Source organism: Enterococcus sp. AZ067 (genome assembly GCF_051715005.1).
Lineage (GTDB): Bacteria > Bacillota > Bacilli > Lactobacillales > Enterococcaceae > Enterococcus_D > Enterococcus_D casseliflavus.
The window spans coordinates 1891771-1915524 of the sequence record NZ_JBIOSY010000001.1 but is presented as its reverse complement, the minus strand read 5'-3'; the positions used below and the strand labels follow the sequence as shown (position 1 = coordinate 1915524).

Sequence of the window (23754 nt, the reverse complement as noted above, 5' to 3'; positions counted from 1 at the left end):
TAAAGAACCAGCAAAAATTCCAGTAGAAATGAGGATTCTTTTCATGAACCAAAATATCTTTGTCGCCGGTCTAGGATTGATCGGCGCTTCCTTAGCAAAATGTATCAAAAAGGCACATCCGCAAGTGCATTTGATGGGCTGGGATTGTCAGGAAACCAATGAGATCGCATTAGCAACAAGTTTAGTAGACGAAGTGCCCCCTTCATTTTCTGAAGGTGCTGTCCGTGCCGACGTGATTTTGTTGGCATTGCCGGTAGAGATCACCAAAAAATATCTTGCCGAACTGGGGGTACTTTCATTAAAGCCTTCGGTGCTAGTAACAGACACCGGCAGTACCAAAGCGGAAATCACCCAATTCGCCGAGTCCTTTTCCTTTGATTTTATTGGGGGCCATCCGATGGCTGGCTCTCATAAATCAGGAATCACAGCAGCCGATGAGAACCTTTTCGAGAATGCTTACTATATCTTCACACCGACGAAAAGTCAGCGGATGGAAGAGCTGCAAGAGCTTTTTCGCGGCACCAGAGCCAAATATGTGGCGCTTGCGCCAAAAGAGCATGATCAAATCACAGGGATGTTGAGCCATTTGCCCCATATTATTGCTTCTGGATTAGTCAATCAGGCAGACGCTTTCAACCAAGCCCACCCCAGAGCGCAACAACTTGCAGCAGGCGGTTTTCGCGATATCACTCGCATCGCTTCTTCAGATCCTCGCATGTGGACCGATATCTTATTGAGTAATCGACAGGAACTACTGCAGCTGATCGATGAGTGGCAAAAACAAATGACGACCATGGCTCACTGGTTGCAGGAAAAAGACGAACGGGCGATCTTTCGGTTCTTTGAATCCGCGAAGGAAACACGGGATCAATTGCCGGTTCATCAAAATGGCGCGATCCCGGCATTCTATGATCTATTCATCGATGTACCGGATCATCCCGGTGTTGTCGCTGAAGTGACGGGGCTATTGAGCGAACATCAGCTCTCTTTGATCAACTTAAAAATTCTTGAAACTCGAGAAGACATCATTGGTGTTTTACAGATTTCATTCAAAACGCAAAATGATTTGCTGCAAGCAGAGCAGCTGATCCAAAACAAGACGACCTATTCGTGTCGAAAAAAATAGGAGGCTGGGATGAAACTAAAAAAAGCAACACATTTAAAAGGGACGATAGCGGTCCCTGCTGACAAATCGATCTCGCATCGCAGTATCATGTTCGGGGCGTTAGCTGAAGGAACAACGACTGTCCGAAATTTCTTACGTGGAGAAGACTGCTATAGCACCCTTCATGCATTTCAATCATTAGGGGTTCCGATCCATGATGACGGTCAGACGATCACGATTGAAGGACAGGGCTTTAATGGTCTTAAGCCTGCTGACGAACCAATCGATATCGGTAATTCTGGCACAACGATTCGTCTAATGATGGGGATTTTGGCTGGACAGCCATTTACAACTACCTTATTCGGTGATGACTCATTGAATAGACGACCAATGAATCGCGTGATGCTGCCATTAAGAGAAATGGGTGCCAATGTGAGAGGGTATGAACAGACGGAGTTCCCACCGATCACCATCAATGGCACGGCTTCATTACATTCCATCAATTATCAGATGCCCGTAGCAAGTGCTCAAGTAAAATCAGCGCTGATTTTTGCGGCACTACAAGCACAAGGTACATCTACGATCATTGAAAAAGAAACAAGCCGCAACCACACCGAAGAAATGATCCGTCAATTCGGTGGTGTCATCACAACACAAGGCAAAACGATCACTGTGACGGGACCTCAAACACTCCAAGGACAAGAAGTAGTTGTTCCCGGTGATATTTCCTCTGCTGCCTTTTTCTTAACAGCTGGCGCGATTATGCCAGAAAGTGAGATCGTTTTAAAAAATGTCGGGATCAACCCCACTCGTACAGGAATTCTTGACGTGTTAGAGGAGATGGGTGCTTCGATTGCTTTTTCTAATCAAGATGATCAGAATCAATCAGCTGACCTTACCGTTCAAAGTTCTACCTTGCAGGCAGTAACCATCGCTGGCGATATTATCCCACGCTTGATCGATGAATTGCCGATCATTGCGTTGTTAGCCACGCAGGCGCATGGCAAAACGGTGATCAAAGATGCGGAAGAACTAAAAGTAAAAGAAACCAACCGAATTGATGCAACTGCCGAAGAGTTGACAAAACTAGGAGCGGACATCACTCCCACCGAGGACGGGTTGATCATCAACGGTCCAACCCCTTTGCATGGCGGACGTGTGTCAAGTCGGGGGGACCATCGCATCGGCATGATGCTGCAAATTGCCGCCTTATTGACAGATGAAGAGGTAGAATTAGAAAAAGCCGAAGCCGTAGCAGTTTCTTATCCTGATTTTTTTGAGGATGTCGCACGTTTGGCTAAAGGAGGAAACAGCGAGTGAAAAAAGTGATATTAATTGGCTTTATGGGTGCTGGAAAAACCACGATTGGTCGTCTTTTGGCTGAAGAAACGAAACAGTCTCATGTGGATTTTGATGACTTGATCGTTGCTGAGATCGGCATGACCATTCAAGACTTTTTCGATCAACACGATGAGGAAGCCTTTCGCAAAATCGAAACGGATATTTTAGCTAAAACTTTGGCAAAGGAACAAATTATTTCCACTGGTGGGGGCATCGTATTAAAAGAAGAAAATCGTCAGCTTTTAAAAGAGATGCCGCTCGTCGTGTATTTAAAAACAGATCCCGAGGAACTGATCCATCGCTTAAAGGCGGATACTGGCAGCATTCGTCCCTTAGTCGTCTCAAAATCACCAGAAGAAATATTGGCTGTTTACCGTCCTCGGATCCCTCTTTATGAAGAAACTGCTTCATTGATCGTTGAAACGACGAACAAAACACCAGAAGAAATCGTACAGGAAATTTTGATCAAAGCAGGTGCATAAAATGAAGATTGGTTATTTAGGACCGAAAAGTTCCTTTACGCATTTAGCTGCGCAAGAAGCGTATCCAGAAAATGCCTGTATCCCTTATGGATCGATTCCACTTTGTATTCAAGCGCTAGCTAATGGTGTGATCGATCGTGCGGTCGTTCCGAACGAGAACTCATTAGAAGGGTCTGTTCATGCCACGATTGATACGCTCTTTCGTCAAAATAAATTGAGCATCGAACAGGAAATTATTTTACCGATCAATCATCAATTGTTAGTTTCTCAGCAAATAGCAAAAGACAACCGTCCTATCACTAAGATAATTTCTCATCCGCAAGCCTTGGCGCAATGTGCCGACTTCATCGAAGCCCGATTTGCTGGAGCTACTGTTGAGGCGGTTGCTTCCACAACGACTGCAGCAGCCTACGTAGCAAAACATCCAGAAGAAGCAGTTGCGGCGATTGCTTCCAAAGAAGCCGCTTTGGCTTATCAGTTAACGATCAAAGAAACCAATATTCAAGATGTTGCCTTTAATCAAACCCGTTTTTGGGCTTTGACGAAGAAAGCAGCAAACACCCAATTACCAGAGCAGACCGTCGAGAAAGCAACGATTTTTGTGACGCTGCCAGCAAATCGCCCGGGAATCTTGCACAAAATCTTAGCAACCTTTGGCTGGCGAGAAATTGATTTAAGCAAAATTGAATCGCGGCCGTCAAAAACCACCTTAGGGGAATACTTTTTCGTGATCGATCTGGTGATGGACAAACCGTGGCAACTGATTGTAAATGCCTTTGAAGAGATTCAGTTGTTGGGTGGTCACGTCCATCTTCTCGGCGTGTATTCCGTAAATGTTGTTGAGGAAGTGACAAAAAATGACTCAAGTCAAAATAAAAATTAGCCAAGATGAAACACTTTTAGCAACGTTTCATAAAGAGATCCAAACACAGCACCATCAATGGTACCCAACGATTTTTAAGTCCTTTGATCAGTCAAGATTTGAACAAGCAATCACACAGCAGCTGCAAGAGCCAAGCCACCACTTTTTTATCGCTTGGTTGGCGGACCAGCCTTGTGGCTTTGTGCATCTTCAAGAGGTCTGTTTTCCACAAAATGCGATGATGCATGAACGAAAGTGGTTAGAAATTGCAGCGATCGCTGTTGACCCTCGGTACCAAGGGATGCATATTGGAAAACAATTGATGGCATTTGCTGAAAACGTTGCGTTGGAAAAAGGCTTCTATGATCTCTCACTAAACTTTTGGTCGGCAAATCAAGTGAAATCATTTTATGAGCAAGCAGGATTTGTGAGCACACGACAAGGAGCATCAAAGCATCTAAGGTAGAAAAATGAAGAAATTTCCTAGAAAAAGGTTAAAATTTCAGAAAATAGCTTTCTTTCTATAAGGTCTAGGGTATCCTTATAGACAGAGAGCTATTTTTTAGTTGGAGGATCAGAAGCAATGAGCAGGATGGAAAAAAATAAAAAACTGCATGAACGGCTAGAAAAGGAATCCAGTCAGGCAGCCAAAGAAAGTATCTTTGCCCGCCGAGAAGCCAAAAGAAGAAACCAGCGCGTCAGACCGAGTGATTCTACTTCGTCTGCTGATGAGCCAGTAAGAGACATTTTGTATCAAAACACCGAGCATCCTAGGGCAAGCGACCCCCGTGCGGCTCAAAGTTCCCGAGAACAGTCACAAGTAGGAATAAAAAAATCTGAGGGACGAAAAAGCGCAATCCCCCCGCTATCTGCTCAGGGACCTGCGATGCATCAAGGCCAGGAACAAAGCAAACAAAAACCGCAAAAGTTTAAGAAGACCAAGCAACCCAAACAAAAGAAAAAGCGGAAGCACCCAGTTCTACGTATTGTGGTTCGGGTACTATTGGTGCTTTTTGCCTATTCATTGATTGCGTTTCTTGTCGGTCAGCAAGTCGCAAGAAGTGACGCTGCTTTTGCTACGACTGATGAAGAGACCTTTAATGGTACGGCCGCTGCTAATGGTGCTCGTAATATATTGCTCATTGGTAGTGATAGTCGTGAAGGAGAAGCTGGACGCGCAGACACTATTATGGTTTTGCAATTAGATGGTCCCAGTAAGCAACCGAAGCTGCTTTCCTTTATGCGGGATACTTTAGTTACGATTCCCGGTTATGGCGAAAACAAGATCAATGCGGCGTATGCCTTTGGTGGTGCTGATTTAGTCAGACAAACGTTAGCGGAAAACTTCGGGCTAGAAACCAACTATTATGCAAAAGTTGACTTTCGTTCCTTTGAAAAAGTGATCGACACACTGTTTCCCTCAGGTGTTGCTATCAACGCGGAAAAAGATATGAGTAAAAATCTTGAAGTTGCCATCAAACAAGGGCAACAACAAATGAATGGGCTTGAGCTGTTGCAATACGCACGCTTTCGGATGGACGAAGAAGGTGACTTCGGTCGTGTAAGACGACAGCAGCAAGTAATGGATGCGATCTTTAGCGAAATGAAAAATCCTTTAGCTATTTTAAAATTGCCTTATGCAGCAGGAAAAGTCTTAGGCTATGCTTCCACCAACCTGCCAATGTCTTTCCTATTAAAAAATACCTTCTCGATTGCTCGAGGGGCGGGAGGAGTCGACAGCTTGACTGTCCCAGTCGCTGACTCTTGGCAATACGGTTCAAGTGCGAGTGCTGGAAGTGTGTTAGTCGTCAATCTTGAAACCAATCAACAAGCGATCAGGAATTTTCTTAATGAGTAAGCAGAATGAAAAGTTCTGAAAACCATTTGAAAGTAAGTAAATTTATGCTATATTATTAATGACGTTTGAAATTTGTTGAAACGAGGAAAAAGAATGAAATTAGCCGTTGTTACTGACAGTACAGCTTATCTGCCGGAACGGATCAAAAACCATGAAGATTTGTTTATCATACCGATTCCTGTTATTTTAGATGGAAAAGTCTACAATGAGGGTATCGACATTGAAGCTGATGAGTATTACGCTTTGCTGAAAAACAGCAAAGAATTCCCAACCACTTCTCAACCGGTATTAGGAGAAGTGTTAGCCTTATATGAGTCATTGAAAGATCGCGGTTACGACACGATCATTAGTATCCACTTATCAAGCGGTATCTCTGGATTTATCGGAACGCTGTATGGAATCACCGATGAAATCGAAGGTGTTCAAATCATTCCTTACGATTCGAAAATCACAAGTATGCCGATGGGTCACATGGTAGAAACCGCTCTTGATCTATCAAGTCAAGGCAAAACCGTCGAAGAGATCATTTCCCATCTGGACACTATCAGAGACAATACCTATGCCTATCTAATCGTGGACGACTTGAATAACTTGGTTCGCGGCGGTCGCTTAACCAATGGGGCAGCCTTGATTGGCGGATTATTAAAAATCAAACCGATCTTGACCTTTGATCAAGGAAAAATTGTGCTTTACGAGCGCATTCGTTCCAGTAAAAAAGCATTCAATCGCGCAGAAGATATCATTGGTCAACGGGAGCAAGAAATCGCATTGCCTGTTAAATTTTATGTAATCCACGCCAACAATTTAGAAGTAGCGAAAGAAGAAAAAGCGAAGCTACAAGCGAAATACCCAAATGCAGAAATTGAGATTGGACACTTCGGACCAGTTATCGGCACGCATTTAGGAGAAAAAGCCATTGGGATCGCTATTTCAGCGCAATAATTTTTATTTTTTCTATGTTTATCACGCCATTATCTTTTCAAGACGATGTATGTAAGAACCAGTTAGACGTTTGTCTAGCTGGTTCTTTTTTCTGCTTTTTTGAGATTCGCTTGTAAAAAATCACACAAACTCGTACAATAGGATCAAAATGAAGGACTGACAAAGGAGGAGTTGCTATGAAGTGTTCCTTAAGAAGGTGGCAAATGAGCGATGCGCAAGATTTAGCCCATGCGTTAAATAATCAAACCATCCACGATTATTTACGAGATGGGTTGCCATTCCCCTATACGGTCGCAGATGCACAAGCCTATATTCGATCTGTGGAGGAAGCAGAATTTGCCTTTGCGATCACTGTGGATGACCGAGCAGTCGGCAGTATCCGTGCTGTTCGCAAAGAAAATATCCATTATAGAACGGCTGAGATTGGCTACTCTATTGCACAAGAGTATTGGGGAAAAGGCTTGATGACGCAAGCCGTTCAGCAACTATGTGACTATGTATTTACTACATCAACTATCGTTCGTATTTCTGCTGAATCTTTTGCGAAGAATCATTCCTCTTGTCGTGTGTTGGAAAAGGCAGGTTTTACGTTAGAAGGCGTTTTGCGAAAGCATGCGGAGAAAAACCAACAGCTGTTCGACATGAAGCTCTATGCGTTGGTTCGTCAAGAGAAAGAGGGGCAAGATGACCACAATCAAAAAGGAGAAACCTATGAATGAACTGCAAAAATTACCAAATGTAGGTCAGGTTTTAGCGGATCACCTGGTTCGTATCGGCATCAATACTCCTGAACAACTACGCACAAAAACGGCCGAAGAGGTTTTTCTAGCTATCCGCCACCAATGTGATGCGGGCGCTTGCTTGCATATGCTCTACGGCATTGAAGGGGCGATCCAAGGCATTCCTAAAGCGCAGCTTACATATCAGAGAAAACAAGCGTTACGCCTTTTTTTCAATCAATTGAGTTAGTGAAGTAATGCGTCATAAAAAAGCACTTTTTAAGAGCGTTTGTTTTTAGATGCTTCTTATCAAGTGCTTTTTCTATAAACATCTGTCCCTAGCTACTAGAAAAGACCTTTTGCTTGTTCCAAACCAGCTTCCTCATTATACTTACTCTATCTAGTAAATTACTAATTTACTAAACAAGGAGTGAGAATAATGAAAATACCAGAAAACTTGAAACATAAGCCCGTCATTAAAGTGGAAGACTATGATACTGTTGACGGAAAAAATGCGTTACATACAGATGCAAAAGGCCTTTCCCTCGGATTAGCACAATGGAATGATCGCGGAAAAGTCGATATCTCAGGCAAGGTTTGGCGCCATACAGGTGAAAAATGGTCTCGTCAGTCAGAAGAACTACCCCTCACTAGAATCTTAGATCTAGCAATCTTAGTGGCGCAATCTAGTTTGTATTTTCAAGAGGCCTATCGCCATGAAAAGTTTTACGATCCTGAAAATCCGTTGATCGAGATCATTGGCCTGCAAGGAAATCGTATGACCGTTGAAGTAGACACCGAAAATCCTAAAATCGATGAAGACATTCTGCTTTTTTATGATTCCTTACAAAAAGATGGCGAGCTATACGGCGAACGCTTCAAAATCCTAAAGCGGCTTTTAGATGAGCTAGGTTATTAAGAAAAGGAGCAGATTGCCATGACACGAAATCAACCGTTTTTTGTCGTAACGAAAGGACGCGCTTTTAGCAAATTAGAACAAACCATGATTTGGAAAAAACCACAAAGTCATCAGACCAGTGCTGAAGAACTACGAATTGCTTCAGAGATCGCGTTGAATTGGGCGGATCCAGAGATGAAGATCTTCAATGTGTTGCTGGAAGGCGATGCTGGGTCTGGTAAGACCCAGTTGGCAAAGGCACTTTCTGCCGACTTGCAACTGCCTTACACCAAAATCACCTGCTTTGCGGATATGGATAAGTCAGATGTATTTGGTGCTTTATTACCAGTGATCAACACCGACCAAGAAGAGGACAAGGACTTGCTGGATGCGATTTATCAAAGTGATTGTTTTGAAGATGTCTTGGCATTGATCCAGCGGCATTTTTCCTTGACTCGTGAGCGGGCACGGGCGAAATTTGCGGAACTGATCGAACGGATTGAAACCAGTGATCAGCAACCGACGATTCAGTACAAATTTTATCCCTCCGAAATCGTACGGGCGCTGGAAAAAGGCTATTTGCTTGAGATTCAAGAACCAACGGTCATTCGTGATGCTTCGGTACTAGTGGCACTAAACTCGGCCCTTGAACAAAACGGGATGCTAAATATCCCGACTGGCTTTGTTCGACGACACCCTGACTGTGTGGTGATCATCACAACGAATCGGAATTACCAAGGTAACCGCCCCTTGAACGAATCCTTGCGAGATCGGATGCAGCACGCTGAAAAAATGGATTTACCTGAGCTAGCAGTCATGGTGCAGCGAGGCATTGCCAAAACCAGTTATCCGGACAAAACGACTGCAGAGAAAATGGCTGAAATCATACGCTTACTAGACGTGACCGCCAAAGCCAACGCTATCAAAGGGGTGGCGGGCATGCGTTCTTATTTTTATTGGTTAAATGCAGTCAAACAAGGACAAGATCCCTTTACAGCAATTGATAGCAAAGTGCTCTACAAAATCACTACCGATCCAAATGAGCTTTCTCTTTTACAACAGGCGCTAGAAGCTTCAGGGTTATTGGCGCAATTGCGGCTTTTGTTTTCTGGACAACCGCTAAATGCCTTTAAAGAACAAATCAAAGGTCGCAGAATCAGCAGCGAAGAGGCTGACCAACGCAATGTAGTGGAAGAAGGCACGCCCATCCTAAAAAATGAGCAAGTCCTTGAGACCGCCAATCAAGAAACTGAGGCGGAAACGATGGAAACCAGTGATTCTGACAAACAAGAAGCGAAAAGCGCAGCAACTGAGGCGACGTTTTCAGAAGAACTAGAACGCAATAGTCATGATGGCCAAGCAAAAGCTGGGAGTGAGACACAAGAGGCAGCTCCTGCTTCTCATTCTTTGTCGATCGAAGCGTATGAAGCCCAGGAGAAAGAAAAGAAAACCACGGCATCAAAGGCAGCACGACAAGCATTGAAAGAATCGATCCATGCCAAAGAAGGGCTGATCGTTCATCGACCACCCGTCGATTTAGAAAAAGCGACTGAAGCCCAACAGCGTTTGCAGCCGTTGCTGCCGATCGTAGAGTCATTGATCAAGCAAACCCAAGAAGTATTGGAAAACGAACAAGCTTCGGCATACAGTAAAGGTAAGTACAGCGGTACACGCTTTGATGCCAGCAAGGTTGCGTATCAGGATTTCCGGACCTTTGACAAGAAGAATCCACCTCACGAACAGCCTTCCTTAGCTCTTGCTTTGCGCATCGATGAATCAGGTTCGATGATTCGAGAAGATCGGATATTGTATGCCCAACAGGCGGTCTTAGCGGTGAATGCTTTTGCCGAACGTTTATCTTTGCCATTGATGATCTATGGCGATACAGCGGACGTGACCGCTCGTGAAAAAACCTCGCTTTTTGCATACAAAGAATTTAATGAAGGCTTTGAATTTGTGCCAGAGAAACTCATGACAATGAAGCCTCGGCAAAATAACCGTGATGGAGCTGTCTTGCGCGTGCTAGCTGAAAAGCTCGCTCATCAGCCGGCAACCACTAAATTACTCTTGAATATCAGTGATGGCCAGCCAAAAGCTCTTCCTGATTATACAGGGGGAAAAGCCAAAGAAGATATTCAGCAGGTGATCGCTGACTATGAACGACAAGGGGTGCTGTTTCTTGCAGCTGCTATTGGGCAAGACAAAGAGGTGATCAAAGCGATTTATGGGGAGGAACGCTTTATTGATCTTTCCAATCTAACAGAATTTCCGCAGCGTTTGTTGCAGCTACTGACAAGGTATTTGTAAACGTCGATAGCGAAAGGGAAAAGAGTGTGGACTGCATGCCGCACTCTTTTTTTGATCATAATTATATTATGTAAACAAGATGATATTTGTCTAAATTTGGATAGTTCTGTAAAATAGACGCCAAAAGGAGGGATATCATGAACAAATGGCGGTACTTCTACTATCCTTGCCAATTCGGCTGGCACGCAGCACTTCGTAGGCGCAGTTTGCTGATGAGTGGTGTGTTGGCGATTCTTTTACTGATCATCGCCATCTTTGCAGAGCATTGGTTAGTGTTTTTTCATCAATGGCTACAATATGAAACAAATAGCAGTGAGAATCAGATGGATCTCACGTATGCCAGTTGGCTTTTCTTTTTGCAGTTGCTACGCTTCGTACTAGGCGTTCTAACTGTAGGCTTGATCGCCGCCTTTTTATGGCACTGCAATCACATGTATCGTTTTCATTTGATGGGGGAGGAGCAGCAATCTCTGAGTATTCGGTTGTTGTTAGGACAGTCTCCGTTGTTAATCACCTTTGAAGAGCTTTTCTTTGTAGGCATTCAAAGCACTGTTATTAGTTTGATAGGGCTTGTCAGCGGTTTGTGGTTTAGTCAAAAAGCACTGCAGGATTTCTTCCATTTCTTTCATCTTCCCACAGGCTTTACTTTTGAATTTCCCTTTAAAGGTCTATTAATCGCTCAACTTGGTGTGCTCTTGTTGCTTTTTTTGTTACGATTCCGCGGTACAAAGAGGACGGTTGAAGAGATTCTCGTTAACGGATGCCCGAATGGGTGAGGGGATGATAGGCTGCTTTTATTTCCCTCTTCCAAAATGCGAACATATGTTTTATAATAGGTGAAACAAGACAAAGGTCGTGAATTTGTGAAGACATCCTTAACTTTAGAAATGGAAGAGGCACTTTATTATTATTGTCGTGAAAACAGTGATATTGTGGTAGAAGAGGTAGTCATGCCAGATGATCACGGCATCGTGGATACTTTGAGTTGTCGCTTGACGGCTGAAAATACCTTTGAATGGCGTTGCTACGAACTCAAAGTTAGTTTGGCAGATTTTCGCTCAAAAGCAAAACTATCCTTTATTGGGAATTATAATTATTTTGTCTTACCCAAGGCATTGTATGAGAAAGTCAAAGATCAGATTGGACCTACAATTGGTGTTCTGGTCTATCATGCATTTCTTGAAAAAGAAACGGGCAGCAAAGGGTATTTCAGTGTCGAAAAGAAGCCCCAACGGCAAGAGCTGCAGGTTCCAGAAAATGCCTTATTGTTTCGGTTGATTTCGGCACAAGCGCGAGAAGTCGGCAAAGCAAAACAGACTGCTCGAGGATTGCGGGTATTTTCAACAGAACGTTTGTACCAAGAACTGAAGAAACGTCAGCCTGAGTATGACTTGTTCGGTGGTGGAGTCAATTACTATGATCGATTTATTGAAGATACTCAGCTGCTAGCGATCGAAGCCTTGAAAGAAGAATTGGCCGCTACGAGAGCAGCCTATGAAGCGCTGGAAAAACGTTTTTTATCAGGCGAGTAAGAAGGAGAGAAGAAGATGTACTTCCCGTATATTCGTGGAAAACAATTTGATTTATTGGCGTTGAAAGCACTGTTGGAACAAGATTGTTTGTCAGACGCGATCCAGCCGATCATTGAACCAGTCAAGCAATCAAAAACGTTTTGGACGACCATTGACCTGTTTCAAAGGAAGCAGCATCCTTTTTATCTGGTTCGCAATCCACAGGCGGGGGCTTTTCTGACGGCAGAGGGGTTAGCAGAGTTGCAAAATGTTGCTGCCCCTAAAGCAATGATCGTAGATCGGCCCATTGAAACAGTGGAAGAAAAGCCTGATCTTTGGATCATCCATCAAGCAGACCAAGCACTCGCTAGTGATTGGCGGGAAAATACACTGCCGGTACTGGTAAGCAAAGAGTTTCGTTTGTTAAATAAAATCAACGGCCCGAAACTACTGATGGAAGATCCGTTTACCCGTTTACCTAAAAATAGTTTTTATACAGAATGTCCAGACGAAGGATTTTCAAAAACCCATCATCTTTATCATAAATTGGGCTATGCGGGATTTAGTGATTTTTCTGTCGATAGCAAAATTTATTATGAGCACAGTTATCCCTCAAAACGGTTGGTTTTGCATTGGATCTATCCAACAGCAGAGCAAGACTTGCGAATCGTTCACTTATTTTCTGAGGAAGAATTACCAAGTCAGAAAGAAAAGTTTTTCGAAGTCATGGAAGCTTTGTTACAGCATGAGGAAGAGTATCCTACGCAAACAGCTGGGCTGCAGCTATTAGTTGCTGCCTATCAGCAAAGGTCGTTTCCTGGTATGGGCGTTATTCGGAAAGCTGCCGTTATGAATCACTTGGAACTCGTCAGTCGTCTTATTTAGTCGCTATACGCATACGATTGTAGGCTCTAACAAAATACGGCCATTTATTGTACAAAACACCTTGATTGCACCCATTGTTTTCAGGATAGTGATAAAATCAGGGAAAAGGAGTTGGCGCTCGTGGGAACAAAAGATAGAGAATATTATCGAAATGAAGGAAAAGAATTTGAAAAAAACAAGAAAAACCTGCTTATTCGACGTTTAAATCAACTAATCGTTGTCTTGGTCATTTTGATCATTGTCTTTTCGGCGATCCTGTATTACATAGTTTGAAACTTTCCGTAGCTGTCATTGCTTTATTGGCAGCAACAAAACGAAACTTGTACTTAGATGACTGTGCACCCTTGATTAGAACTCGCTATGGGAATCTGATCCGTTTAGGTGAAAACTGAACGCAACGAAACGTTTCTTGTTTATCGTTGCTGGTTTGCCTGTGATCAAGATTCCCATTAGGCTATTAGTTAGCACAAATTTGCTGGGTTAAGTGCGAATCATTACTGATAAGATCGTGAACAACGATACTTGACTGATTCATTGAGTTTGGCCAGCAGCTTCAAACCAAAGCTTGAATTCAAAGATTCAAGAATCAACACGATCAAATACAGACAAAGGTTCAGAGATAATTTGTCAGTTGCATGTTGTTTCACTCGTAGAACCAACAAAAATCTAAAACTATCGCTCAAATGACCATTTTTTTGATTATGCTGCCAATTAGGTGAATTTGAAGGAAATAATCCTAAATAAGAGGGAGGAGAGCCGTAAAATTACCAGCCAAATACGGTGTTCGAAAAATTTCATTTTATAGTTTACATAATATATATTATACAAAGTTGTTTAGAATAAAATGCAGCTCATTTTTGTTTACTAAAGGATGTATTTTTGCTCATTTTGCCCTCCCTTCCTATGATATAATGAAGAAACAGGAGGATTTTTAAATGAGTAACCATGAAAATGAAAGTTTAAAATTATTTGTTGCGGGAATTTTAATGACCATTGGCTATTTTGTTTTTGATTGGCACTTTGCTCCCATATTGTATGTTGGACTCGTAATCAGCGTTTTAGGTTTATTTTCTACAATCTATCCAATAGTTAGCGAACGCAAACGTTTTGCTTCAGCGCAGTTAGATACTATCGATAAAATGTCTGGAAAGGAATTTGAGCAATACACTGCATTTTTGTTAAGAAAACTTGAATTTAACGGGATTAGCATGACCAAAGCATTTGGTGATCAAGGAATTGACGTGATCGCCTCTAAAAATGGGTGCAAGCATGGTATTCAGTGCAAACGTTGGAAAAATAAAGTTGGTAACAAAGCAGTTCAAGAAGTTTACGCAGGGATTGGTTATTATTCGTTAGATAAAGCGATTGTACTGACAAATAGTTATTTTACTGAATCGGCAAAACAATTAGCAGCAAAATTGGATGTTGAGCTTTGGGATCGTTCTAAATTGATCAAAATGATTGAAACTGTGCATACAAACGATAAGAACTAATTTTCGATAGGAATATTTAAAACCTACATACACCCCTTTAGTCCGAACATTCAAAATCAAAGGCGATAAGAACATAAAATAAGTTTAGGGATACATAGATCTGCTTTACTATAAGCTAACAATTATTAAGGAGAATAAAAATGAAAAAGAAGAAGCAATTAAAGCTAGTCTTTTTACCAAAAATCTGGGCGTCACTCCTCTACTTGCTTTTCGTGTTCACAGCCCTCTTCCTCTACTTATCAAAGTACTTGGACATTTCTTTCTTTACTTCGATGTATCCTGACTTTTATCTTCATATCTCCAATTTTTCGATTAGTTTGATTATTGGCTTACTGGGGTACTTTTGGCTTCTTGTAGGTGCGCCATTTAAAGCCGTCACGCTATTGACCCTGCTTTTGCTCATTGCCAATCTATTGAGTGAGACTGTCTTTGGCTTTATGAACACCCCTGATCGAATCGATTTACTTTTTGGTATTGCAGGAACGCTCATCGCATATTTTACTTTGGCAATGATCAAAAGACACGGTTTAGTCAAGAATCAATCGTTTTGATTTAAACAGTCATGACTTCTCCTTATATGATCCCCTCGTTACTTAGGTCTAACCTTTTTTTTTGGGAAAAGAAACACCTTGCTGCAGTTATTTAGCCGCAAAAAAGCACTCAATAAAGGGAGTGCTTTTTTGCGTTTCCATTGGCGATACTTTCGTATGGCTAGTCACTTGGTAGCCAATACAATGGACTTAGCTGTAGATTTTCCCAATACGGATTGTGAAACCCTATCAAATAGTGCATGGCTAAATACCCGAAAATCATAAAGCCAAATGACAAAGTCACGATCCGTCCCCAACGTGGTATTTCTTTGATAAATAAACCTAGCATACATATCAATAAGGGAAACGAATAATTAAACAGTAAATCACTTCTAATATTTTGGTTCAGAGGATCCTTCATTATTTTGTCATTTAAGCCCCAACTTATGCCGACGATCACAAACATAAGCGCCAGAATAGTCAATCGTTTGCGATCAAAAAGCCACTGTTCTTTATCTTTCCTACTTGCAAAGTAGATCGTAAGCAGGACCACGATTAATCCAGACATACTATTCTCCTTTTTCGCCAGCTATTTTCCAAATCGTTCATCGTCGCTTCAGGATAAATTATAACAGATATAGTGCAAAAAAACGATACCCACCACTAGCCCCTTGTTTGATGCCCTTTTTAGATGTTTCATAGAAGAATCAGAAATTTAAAAATCTGTTCGCTTTACAAAAGAGAACGTATGTTTGTATTATATAGATAAGAGGTGATTGCTATGGGTATGCTACAACCATATGAAGATCGAAAAAAGCTAAAGTGGCAAGGATTCTTTTTATCTGAGCATACAACTGAAATTGAAGAGGAACCGACACGTAAGTTTGATTGTCCACCTAAGCCGTCACTCACAACGGAAGAAATCAATCAGTGTTTATTTGAAGCCATGAAAAAGAACCTAACTGTGGCGATCCAACGAGAAGAAGTTAATGAAGAAGGCGGCTATCCTCCAGATATTATCGGGAAAATCAGCGGTTATGACCCATTAGGTATTTATTTGACGGGAGAAACAACGGAAAAAATCCATTATGATGAGATTCGTCACGTTGCTTTCTACGAAGAAAGAAAATGGTTTGATCTCAGCGAATAATACAACTGTTTACACTACTTAAACTAAAGGAGGAAGAAATGATGGAAACACAAAAAGGATCTGTCTCAAAAATAAGAATCGTCTCCTTTGCCCCCTCCCCTTTGGTCCGCTTTACACTAGGCACCACCAACTGTTTGATTGCGAAGCACAGTTTGAATTTTTTAGGGGATGTTGATGAGGGCATGTTTCTAACTGTGGGTGGCTATTGGAATAAGCGCCACCAATTCGTGGTGCAAAAGTATACGGTGTACGGCAAAACAAAAATCATGTTGGATATCGATGCCTATCGACAAAAAACAGTAAAGGCGGGTTCACTATGAGAGCAAGAGACCTCTTGACAGCACTGACAACGTCGTCGAGTGCTGCAGATTACCAAGGAATTTATTTAACTTACAAAGAAAACCTGATTCCTTTTACGACGATCGCACAAGATAGTCATAACCAATTGATTTTATTTTTCGAACCCAAAAAGCCTGCTCTGACTCTGAAAGAATTATATACACAGCTAATGCTGCATAAGAATTTGGACTTGCTCTATTGGGATGGCGAGTCACGACAAAAGGTATTGGGGTTTCGTGAACAAGAAGAAAAAATCATCCTTTAGTCCCCTCGCCTATTTTGGCACACAACAAACGTTGAAAATCTCGGCAAAAAGAAAAAAATGAAGTATACTTTGTGTAAAGACTAAAGGAGTTTATCATGAAAAATCAAAAGATTACCCAAATGAGTTTTGCGAAAGTCTATCCTCTGTATATTGCCAAAGTAGAACGGAAAAATCGGACAAAAGAAGAAGTAGATCAGATTATTACCTGGCTGACTGGGTATGACCAAGAAACACTCCAACAGATGGCTGATGATGTTTCTTTTGAACGCTTTTTTAAGCAAGCCCCTCAGCTCAATCCTGCACGAAAACAGATTACTGGTGTGATTTGCGGGATTCGGGTAGAAGAGATCGAAGAGCCAATAGTTCAAGAAATTCGTTACCTAGATAAACTGATCGATGAATTGGCGAAAGGAAAAGCCATGACGAAAATTCTGCGCTCTGCTGAATGAGGCGTTTTTTTCGAGTTGCTATTTAAGAATCAACGCTTTATACTAGAAATACCTTGGCAGGGGCAAATCATTGCTCAAAACACAGTGGGACAACACCCCACTGTGTTTTTTTATCCTGCTTTTCTTGACGACAGCTTGTAACCAGGCAGGCGATCTTAGTTTAGTTCAACCACTTAGCATGTAGTGCCCTTTGGAATTGGCCGCCTTTTCGTGAAAACACAAGAACGTTGGCTGCGGCTCTCCCTCTCCTCTTCTTTACTCAACAAGGCGCTCTTGACACGTACAAAAAAGCACTCCTCTTATAGAAAGGAGTGCTAACTATTACTTTTTCATTTCTTTGATCTGTTCTTTTCGTTTCAAATACGCCAGCTCTTTTTCCATTTTGCGATAGCGAGCGAAGGCTGCTTCTGAAAGCTCACCGGCAGCAATAGCTGCTTTTACCGCACATTTCGGTTCTGTTTCATGCTGACAGTCTCTGAAGAAACAACCTTCAGCATATTGACTGATCGCTTCAAAGGATTGCTCGATCGAAGCTGACCGAACGGTACTGATGCCAACTTCCCGCATGCCAGGAGTATCGATGATCATTGCGCCAGAGGGCAGTGTGAACAACTGGCGACTCGTCGTCGTGTGTCGTCCTCGACTATCCTCTCGTATGTCATTGGTTTTTTGAACGGCTTGTTCCATGAGCTGATTTAATAAGCTGGACTTCCCGACGCCTGACGAACCGATAAATGCACTGATTTTTCCGTCTGAAAAGTAGGCTTCTGTCAGCAATTCGTTCGGTTCATAAATAGAAGTAGCGAATGCTTTCACACCAAAAGCATCGTTTAATGCTTGCAGCAGCTCTGCTTTTTCATCAGCTGTGACTTGATCGGCTTTGGTCAAGAGAATCACTGGGTTAGCGCCACTGTCCCAAGCGATCGTGACAAAGCGCTCTAACCGAGCGAAATTAAATTCTTCATTGGCACTAGTAGCAATAAAAACCGTGTCAATGTTCGCAGCGATCCCTTGTTCATCCGTCCGATTTCCGGCTACTTTTCGTTGTAAAAAACTCTTTCGTGGGAGCAAAGCATCAATCAAGAAATGATCTTGATCATACACCTGCCCTTGGACAAAATCACCAACAATAGGATAATCCTTTGGCGCTCGTGCCTGTTGACGAAATTTTCCTGAAACGGTTGCTAAACATTCTTCTCCTGTAGTCAGGCGGACTTTTGCGATATCCTTAGCCTGAAAGACCACGATTCCTTGTTTTTCCATGATTTCCCTCCAGTTAATTAGGAGGCCGCACTTAAAAAGAGAAACCTCCGAGTTGATGTTGCTTCATTTGATTTGTCATAGGACATTTCCCCTTTCTATGTTGTGCTCATCATGTGATGTCGCTTTATTATACCACTGGAACGGACAGTATGCTAAAGCAAATGACCCAAAAGAACATTTACTGAAACGAAGTAGATAAACAAGCCAGCAATATCTTTGATCGAGGTGATGATCGGTGCCGAGCCGGCTGCTTGGTCGATGTTTAGTTTAATAAGTACAAACGGGACTAAAAAGCCAAGTGCTGCGGCTAAAGTCATAGCAAAAACTAATGAAATCCCAACAGCGACCCCTAACATCGGGATCCCTTGCCAAAGTGAAGCAGCGGTTCCAGAGATGATCCCGACGATCAAGCCTAGACTCAAACCGATCCAAACTTCTTTAAAGAAATGTCTGGTGAAGGTTGAAAGATCAATATGCCCTAACGACATCCCCCGAACAAATACAGTAGAGGATTGTGTACCAACGTTTCCACCCATATCCATGATCAAAGGAATAAAAATCGCAACGGCTGCCACCGACTCTAACGTTTGTTCAAATTCATCAATGACGACCCCAGCTAAAAGTCCAGCCACTAAAGTGATCACTAAGAATGGCAAGCGGACTTTCCAGATTTGCCACAGGCTGCCATTGATCAAAACATTACTACGGTCTGCTTCGTTGGAGGCGACATCGACCAAACCAGCGGCATTAAACATGTCTTCCGTTGTTTCCAACTCGATGACATCGATCGCGTCATCGACGGTAATGATCCCAACGATTCTTGATTCCTTGTCTACGACTGGCAGCGCAATGATATCTAGTTCATTTAGCAAACGGGCTGCTTCTTCTTGGTCGGTGTCAGTGGTCACATAAATAACTTTTTGGGACATGATTTCACTGATGCGTTGATCCCCTTGTGCCATTAAGAGATCTTTCAGCGACAAAACACCTTCTAACGTTTTCGTTTGATCAGTAACATAAAGCGTATAGATCGTTTCTTTTTCTTTGGCTTGCATTCGCACTTTTTCTAACGCTTGATTGACCGTCATATCTTTCTTCAATGTGATGAATTCCGGTGTCATCAAACGTCCAGCAGTTTCAGCTTCATACCCTAGTAAGAGGTTTGTTGCAGCTCGTTCATCAGGCGCCAACGATTGTAAAAGTTTTTGTGTTACGGTCGCTGGCAACTCATCTAAGAGTCTTACCCGGACATCTGGTGCCATTTCGTTCACAAACTCGGTTGCCCGTTCATCGGTGAAAGAGCGTAATAAGTGTTGTTGGGTAGCTGGTGTCAAATCTTCAAACAGGATAAGTGCTTTGTCTTTCGGTAACAGTCGGAAAACGATCACTTTTTCATCCGCGGATAAATTGCTGAACAATTGTAACAGCGGCAGCTCTTCCATTCCTGATACGAGTTCTTTTAACTTTTCAGAGTCTTTCTTATTTAAATAATGTAAGATGGTTTCTTGCTGGTTCATGGGATACACTCCTTCTCCTATAATTTTGGTCAAAGAAAGAAAGGCAATCGTTCAGAAAATTGTCCAGTTTTCTTTCGTTTGAACGTTGTCTGCTAGACAGCTGAAAGTTTGTTCCGCAGCTGGAGATGACTGTTATTAAAACAAGCATCAAAGGGATAGAGCAGCAACTTTATTCATTATATCACATAGTTTTTTTAAAATATGAAAAATATCACTCGCAGACGAAAAATTCTTTTAAAGGACGTCGCTTGTAAAGAAAATTGACTGAAGTTTGTCAAGAACAAAAGGCAAAAGAAGCTAGCAGACGCTGTAAAACAACCCCCGCAAATGGTATGATAAACTAGTTGTGATTTTTTTACTCACCGTTTATTCTAAACCTATATCAATGAAAAGAGAGGCAATAAAGAGATGGCAAAGAAAAAAACATTGATCGGATCGGTCACTGCGCTTCTCGCACTCGCAGCAGTTGGCTTTGGTTTCCTACAAAACAATGACCTATTTTCAAAGCAGGAAACGCAACAATCAGAGGTAAGCACCCCTTCTGCTAAAGATATTCGCGCAGACGAATTGGCACAGCTAACCTACCAAGGCACCCAAACAATTGAAGTCAATCAAAACATCCCTGAGTTTTCAGAAGACGACCTTTCACTTGAAAATGGTGCCTGGGAAGCATACGGCGACCTTGACCACCTCAATCGAGCGACTTCGGCTGAAGCAATGTTGAATCAATCCTTAATGCCTACGGAAAAACGTGGCGATATCTCCAGCGTGAAACCGACAGGCTGGCGTAATAAACAGCTCCCCAATGGGAAATATTTATACAATCGGACGCATTTGATTGGGTTTGCTTTAGCTGGCGAAAATGCAAACTGGAAGAATTTGATCACGGGAACTAGTCAATTGAACAATCCAGAGATGTTGCGCTTAGAAATGGATATCAACTACTATCTCAAGCAAGATAAAAACCATTATGTTCGATATTCTGTCACTCCAATCTATCGTGATGATGAGCTGGTTGCCCGTGGGGTACAGATGCAAGCCCAATCTATTGGCGACGATACAATCCAATTCAACTATTATATCTTCAACATCCAAGATGGTGTCACGATCAACTATGCGGATGGCAGCAGCGAGATTTCAAACGGAGATATGACGCAACAGGAGAATGCGACAAGTAGTGAAAGCAACACAATAACAGCCACTTCTCAAAGCAGTGAAACAGAGGAGAAACAGAAAGAATATGTCGATCAACAAGGAAATGGTTTGATCAAAGGATCAAGAAGCGGCATCTATCATTTGCCAGGATCTAAATACTATGATGATACGACGAATCCGAAAGAATGGTTCAAAACGATCGCTGAAGCGGAAGCTGCTGGCTACCGTGCACCAAAATAAAAAAGCCTCTAGGCTTTTTTATTTTGGTGTTAAGCTATTCTTCATTGCCATGCGTTTGTTTTTCGTCTGCTAAAAGTGCTTGTCGCAACGCTTTGACATAGGCCTTCCCTTCGTCTGTAAAACGAACCGAACGTGACTTAAAGCGATAAGCTCGGTAAATTAGGCCTCTTTTTTCGAGACGCAGCAAATGACGATAAACCAAAGAGGTCGTTTTTATTTCTTCATTGGCACAGATTTCTCGTATGGTAGGTGCGCAACCTTGAGCTTGCATATATTCATCAATGAAAAGTAAGATTCGATCTTTTCTAGGCATAAGTCCTCCTTTCCGCAAAACAGTCTTCACTGCTGCAAATTCGTAAAAACCGATAAACTGCTGCCTGGTCTGCTTTTTGTCCGATCAATACACTGAAAATCTATTGATCTGTCTCTTTTCCCCTTCTTCCAACGAGTAAAAGTTCTTTTTATACGCTGAAATTTTCCCCTTAACGAGAAAAGCATCGGCTAGCAGCGCTCTTTGGTATTGATTTTATCAAATTTAGCAGCAAAAAATAGCAAATTTCAAAATTATTTTCCTTTTTATTGACATAAAAATAAATAGAGCTATTATTTTTTTTTAGAATTTGTTATTCTAAATTTAAGTAAAGGAGGATTTTATGTTAGGGATCGGTTTATTTTTTGTAGGAATTACTTTGATAATCAACGGCTGGGGCAGCTTACTTCACATTGACTACCGCTCACTTGCTTTGATCAATCTTTTTACAGGTACGTTATCTTTTATTATCAATCTAATCTATATGCTTCAAGGCGCTTATTATGAAGCAGGCACTGGCTTTCTCTTTGCCTTCACGTATTTGTTGGTAGGGATCATTTACCTTTTTGATTTAGATCTACGTATTTATGGAATTTTTGCGCTATTCGTAGCCATCAATACCTTGCCTTTTGCCTGGGTCTCTTGGCAATGGGAGCAAGATCCCCTCTTTGCATTGATTTGGTTAACATGGGGAGCGTTATGGTTTTGCGGCTTTTTGGATACGATCGTGAAGGTAAACTTTGGTCGTAAGATTCATTATTTTGCGATCGCTTGTGGTATCTTCACTACGTGGGTCCCAGGCTTGCTGATGCTAGTAGATCTCTATTAAAAAAGAGTGATTATCTCAATGATAATCGCTCTTTTTTAATAGGAAAATTTAGAAAAATTGTTTTTTTCTAAAAAGTGTTCAATCTCCTGCATCGCTTTCTGAGGACCATTTGTCGGGAAATCCTTCTTTAACTGATAGGCTTGTTGGCAAATCTTCGGAGCACCAACCTCAGTCAGGGCAGCTTCCAGCTTTTTCTCAGTTAAGGGTTTTGTCAGTGCGATTGCATTGCCATACGCCACGCAGTACTGAATATTGCAGCATTGCTCATAGTGCATCCCAATTCCGATAAACGGCTTCCCAGATGCACAAGCTGTTTGAACAGTCCCTTCCCCACCATGGATAAAAGAAAAATCGATATGCTCATGCAATAGATGACTTGGTAGATATTCGGTCAAGAACAGATTCTCTGAGTCGTTGTGTTTCCCCTTGAGTAGATGTGTAACCGGAGCAATGATCGCTAGTTCCGAACGGTTTCGCAAGAAAGCTAAGATTTTTCGCACCATGCGCGGATTTCCCGAACTGCCCATCGCAAAATAAACGATTCGTTTTCTTTCCCGCCGCTTTTGTTGAATAAAAGTCAACACTTCGTCTGGTAAAGAAGACCCGAGCTTCGCAAAAATCGGCCCAACGATTTGATAATTTTCTGGCAGCTGCTCTTTCGTTAAAAATAAATCAGGAGTGGTGATGAGATTTAAATCAGCGTCCATCATTCGTAAGCTCGTTTCAGGCATAGAAAGTTTTTCTGTTTGGGCAGCGTGTTTGAATGCTCGGGGCATCCAGCGGGATTTTACCAATTGTTTTCTTGTCCGATACCAAAGTGGTTTCCTTAACGGTCCGAAGAAACGCAAACTAGAAGGGATAAACGCGCTATCTGATCGAAAAAAGGGATCACTCATCGCATAGGGTTTTACGTAGACTAAGGGAATCTGTTTGCTGCGAGCAGATAGAAAGATCGTGACATTCGATCCAGTTACAATGACCTGAGGAGCAAGTTTATCGATCAGCTTTTGTTCGCTCAGAATACGCGCGGCAACCATCTCTTTGGTGAAGGGATTTTTGATTGAGCGTAGTTGATCTAATTTTATGATCTGTTCCTCTTGTTTTTCTGTCAGAGTCGGCGTCAGCAAATGGTACGTAAAGCCACTTTCAGTGATAAGTGAAGCAAAGGTTTTTGAAAAACCAAAGAACTCGCAGTGGTGATTTCCTTGCATTTGTTTAGCGACTTCGATCATCCTTGTCGTTTCAGCCAAGTTGAATACCGCAGGCGCAAAAAGAATCGTTGGCATGAAATCCTCCTTATGTAT

The 23754-nt window shown here is 42.1% G+C and carries 28 protein-coding genes; 23 read left to right on the top strand and 5 right to left on the bottom strand.

Annotated elements, in window-relative coordinates; genetic code table 11:
• Window positions 1–43: 43 nt before the first annotated feature.
• The 17 genes from IGI82_RS09045 to IGI82_RS08965 all read left to right on the top strand — a co-directional run bounded on the left by IGI82_RS09045 (window position 44) and on the right by IGI82_RS08965 (window position 14954).
• Complete coding sequence (locus tag IGI82_RS09045; RefSeq protein ID WP_034868604.1) at window positions 44–1126, top strand: prephenate dehydrogenase; 1083 nt, start codon at window positions 44–46, stop codon at window positions 1124–1126.
• Between the two features lie 9 nt (window positions 1127–1135).
• On the top strand, window positions 1136–2425 hold the full coding sequence (gene aroA, locus IGI82_RS09040) for a 3-phosphoshikimate 1-carboxyvinyltransferase (RefSeq protein ID WP_438769876.1): 1290 nt from the start codon (window positions 1136–1138) through the stop codon (window positions 2423–2425).
• Complete coding sequence (locus IGI82_RS09035) at window positions 2422–2928, top strand: shikimate kinase (RefSeq protein WP_438842081.1); 507 nt, start codon at window positions 2422–2424, stop codon at window positions 2926–2928. Before aroA ends, IGI82_RS09035 begins: the two co-directional genes overlap by 4 nt.
• A 1-nt stretch (window position 2929) precedes the next feature.
• Entirely contained in the window at window positions 2930–3811 is an 882-nt protein-coding gene (pheA, locus tag IGI82_RS09030) for a prephenate dehydratase (RefSeq protein WP_438842080.1), read from the top strand.
• The gene (locus IGI82_RS09025; RefSeq protein ID WP_438842079.1) at window positions 3786–4256 is read left to right on the top strand and encodes a GNAT family N-acetyltransferase; all 471 of its coding nucleotides are present in this window, start codon (window positions 3786–3788) and stop codon (window positions 4254–4256) included. Before pheA ends, IGI82_RS09025 begins: the two co-directional genes overlap by 26 nt.
• A gap of 117 nt (window positions 4257–4373) precedes the next feature.
• A complete protein-coding gene (locus IGI82_RS09020; RefSeq protein ID WP_438842078.1) occupies window positions 4374–5648 on the top strand; it encodes an LCP family protein in 1275 nt (424 codons plus the stop codon).
• 93 nt (window positions 5649–5741) lie between these two features.
• Window positions 5742–6590 (top strand): DegV family protein, encoded by an 849-nt coding sequence (locus tag IGI82_RS09015; RefSeq protein ID WP_005235946.1) that lies wholly within the window; start codon window positions 5742–5744, stop codon window positions 6588–6590.
• Window positions 6591–6766: 176 nt separating this feature from the next.
• Complete coding sequence (locus IGI82_RS09010) at window positions 6767–7309, top strand: GNAT family N-acetyltransferase (RefSeq protein WP_010748353.1); 543 nt, start codon at window positions 6767–6769, stop codon at window positions 7307–7309.
• The gene (locus IGI82_RS09005; protein WP_074933839.1) at window positions 7302–7559 is read left to right on the top strand and encodes a TfoX/Sxy family DNA transformation protein; all 258 of its coding nucleotides are present in this window, start codon (window positions 7302–7304) and stop codon (window positions 7557–7559) included. Before IGI82_RS09010 ends, IGI82_RS09005 begins: the two co-directional genes overlap by 8 nt.
• A gap of 189 nt (window positions 7560–7748) precedes the next feature.
• On the top strand, window positions 7749–8228 hold the full coding sequence (locus tag IGI82_RS09000) for a DUF6530 family protein (protein ID WP_005235941.1): 480 nt from the start codon (window positions 7749–7751) through the stop codon (window positions 8226–8228).
• 18 nt (window positions 8229–8246) lie between these two features.
• Entirely contained in the window at window positions 8247–10514 is a 2268-nt protein-coding gene (locus tag IGI82_RS08995) for an AAA family ATPase (RefSeq protein WP_438842077.1), read from the top strand.
• 137 nt (window positions 10515–10651) lie between these two features.
• Entirely contained in the window at window positions 10652–11290 is a 639-nt protein-coding gene (locus IGI82_RS08990; protein WP_438842076.1) for a hypothetical protein, read from the top strand.
• A gap of 87 nt (window positions 11291–11377) precedes the next feature.
• Entirely contained in the window at window positions 11378–12046 is a 669-nt protein-coding gene (locus IGI82_RS08985) for a hypothetical protein (protein ID WP_438842075.1), read from the top strand.
• A 15-nt stretch (window positions 12047–12061) separates the two neighbouring features.
• Window positions 12062–12910 carry a sce7725 family protein gene (locus tag IGI82_RS08980; protein WP_118215209.1) on the top strand — a complete coding sequence of 283 codons (849 nt, stop codon included), beginning with the start codon at window positions 12062–12064 and terminating at the stop codon, window positions 12908–12910.
• Between the two features lie 120 nt (window positions 12911–13030).
• Entirely contained in the window at window positions 13031–13183 is a 153-nt protein-coding gene (locus tag IGI82_RS08975) for a hypothetical protein (protein WP_010748347.1), read from the top strand.
• Window positions 13184–13845: 662 nt separating this feature from the next.
• A complete protein-coding gene (locus tag IGI82_RS08970) occupies window positions 13846–14403 on the top strand; it encodes a restriction endonuclease (protein WP_438842074.1) in 558 nt (185 codons plus the stop codon).
• A 140-nt stretch (window positions 14404–14543) separates the two neighbouring features.
• Window positions 14544–14954, top strand: a complete 411-nt coding sequence (locus IGI82_RS08965) for a hypothetical protein (protein WP_438842073.1) — start codon at window positions 14544–14546, stop codon at window positions 14952–14954.
• A 160-nt stretch (window positions 14955–15114) separates the two neighbouring features.
• Here the strand turns inward: IGI82_RS08965 and IGI82_RS08960 are convergent, their stop codons facing one another.
• Window positions 15115–15501, bottom strand: coding sequence for a hypothetical protein (locus IGI82_RS08960; RefSeq protein ID WP_121261340.1), 387 nt, complete (start codon window positions 15499–15501; stop codon window positions 15115–15117).
• A gap of 213 nt (window positions 15502–15714) precedes the next feature.
• Between IGI82_RS08960 and IGI82_RS08955 the strand changes: the two genes are divergently transcribed.
• From IGI82_RS08955 to IGI82_RS08940, 4 genes are all read left to right on the top strand, one after another.
• Entirely contained in the window at window positions 15715–16083 is a 369-nt protein-coding gene (locus IGI82_RS08955) for a hypothetical protein (RefSeq protein ID WP_008379938.1), read from the top strand.
• A 41-nt stretch (window positions 16084–16124) separates the two neighbouring features.
• Entirely contained in the window at window positions 16125–16403 is a 279-nt protein-coding gene (locus tag IGI82_RS08950; protein WP_438842072.1) for a hypothetical protein, read from the top strand.
• On the top strand, window positions 16400–16687 hold the full coding sequence (locus tag IGI82_RS08945) for a hypothetical protein (RefSeq protein WP_005226077.1): 288 nt from the start codon (window positions 16400–16402) through the stop codon (window positions 16685–16687). Before IGI82_RS08950 ends, IGI82_RS08945 begins: the two co-directional genes overlap by 4 nt.
• 95 nt (window positions 16688–16782) lie before the next feature.
• Entirely contained in the window at window positions 16783–17136 is a 354-nt protein-coding gene (locus IGI82_RS08940) for a DUF2200 domain-containing protein (protein ID WP_213357124.1), read from the top strand.
• A 321-nt stretch (window positions 17137–17457) separates the two neighbouring features.
• Here IGI82_RS08940 and rsgA read toward each other — a convergent pair whose 3' ends face one another.
• Window positions 17458–18399, bottom strand: a complete 942-nt coding sequence (gene rsgA, locus IGI82_RS08935) for a ribosome small subunit-dependent GTPase A (RefSeq protein WP_015509693.1) — start codon at window positions 18397–18399, stop codon at window positions 17458–17460.
• A 152-nt stretch (window positions 18400–18551) separates the two neighbouring features.
• Window positions 18552–19916, bottom strand: a complete 1365-nt coding sequence (mgtE, locus tag IGI82_RS08930) for a magnesium transporter (RefSeq protein ID WP_015509692.1) — start codon at window positions 19914–19916, stop codon at window positions 18552–18554.
• Window positions 19917–20324: 408 nt separating this feature from the next.
• Here mgtE and IGI82_RS08925 point away from each other — a divergent pair, with 408 nt between their 5' ends.
• A complete protein-coding gene (locus IGI82_RS08925; RefSeq protein ID WP_438842071.1) occupies window positions 20325–21311 on the top strand; it encodes a DNA/RNA non-specific endonuclease in 987 nt (328 codons plus the stop codon).
• A gap of 34 nt (window positions 21312–21345) precedes the next feature.
• On the opposite strand, the gene IGI82_RS08920 is transcribed toward IGI82_RS08925, so the two are convergent.
• Window positions 21346–21624, bottom strand: a complete 279-nt coding sequence (locus IGI82_RS08920) for a LexA family protein (protein WP_005226072.1) — start codon at window positions 21622–21624, stop codon at window positions 21346–21348.
• Between the two features lie 340 nt (window positions 21625–21964).
• Between IGI82_RS08920 and IGI82_RS08915 the strand changes: the two genes are divergently transcribed.
• Window positions 21965–22450, top strand: a complete 486-nt coding sequence (locus IGI82_RS08915; protein WP_005226071.1) for an AmiS/UreI family transporter — start codon at window positions 21965–21967, stop codon at window positions 22448–22450.
• Window positions 22451–22485: 35 nt separating this feature from the next.
• Here the strand turns inward: IGI82_RS08915 and IGI82_RS08910 are convergent, their stop codons facing one another.
• Entirely contained in the window at window positions 22486–23736 is a 1251-nt protein-coding gene (locus IGI82_RS08910; RefSeq protein WP_438842070.1) for a glycosyltransferase, read from the bottom strand.
• Window positions 23737–23754: the final 18 nt, after the last annotated feature.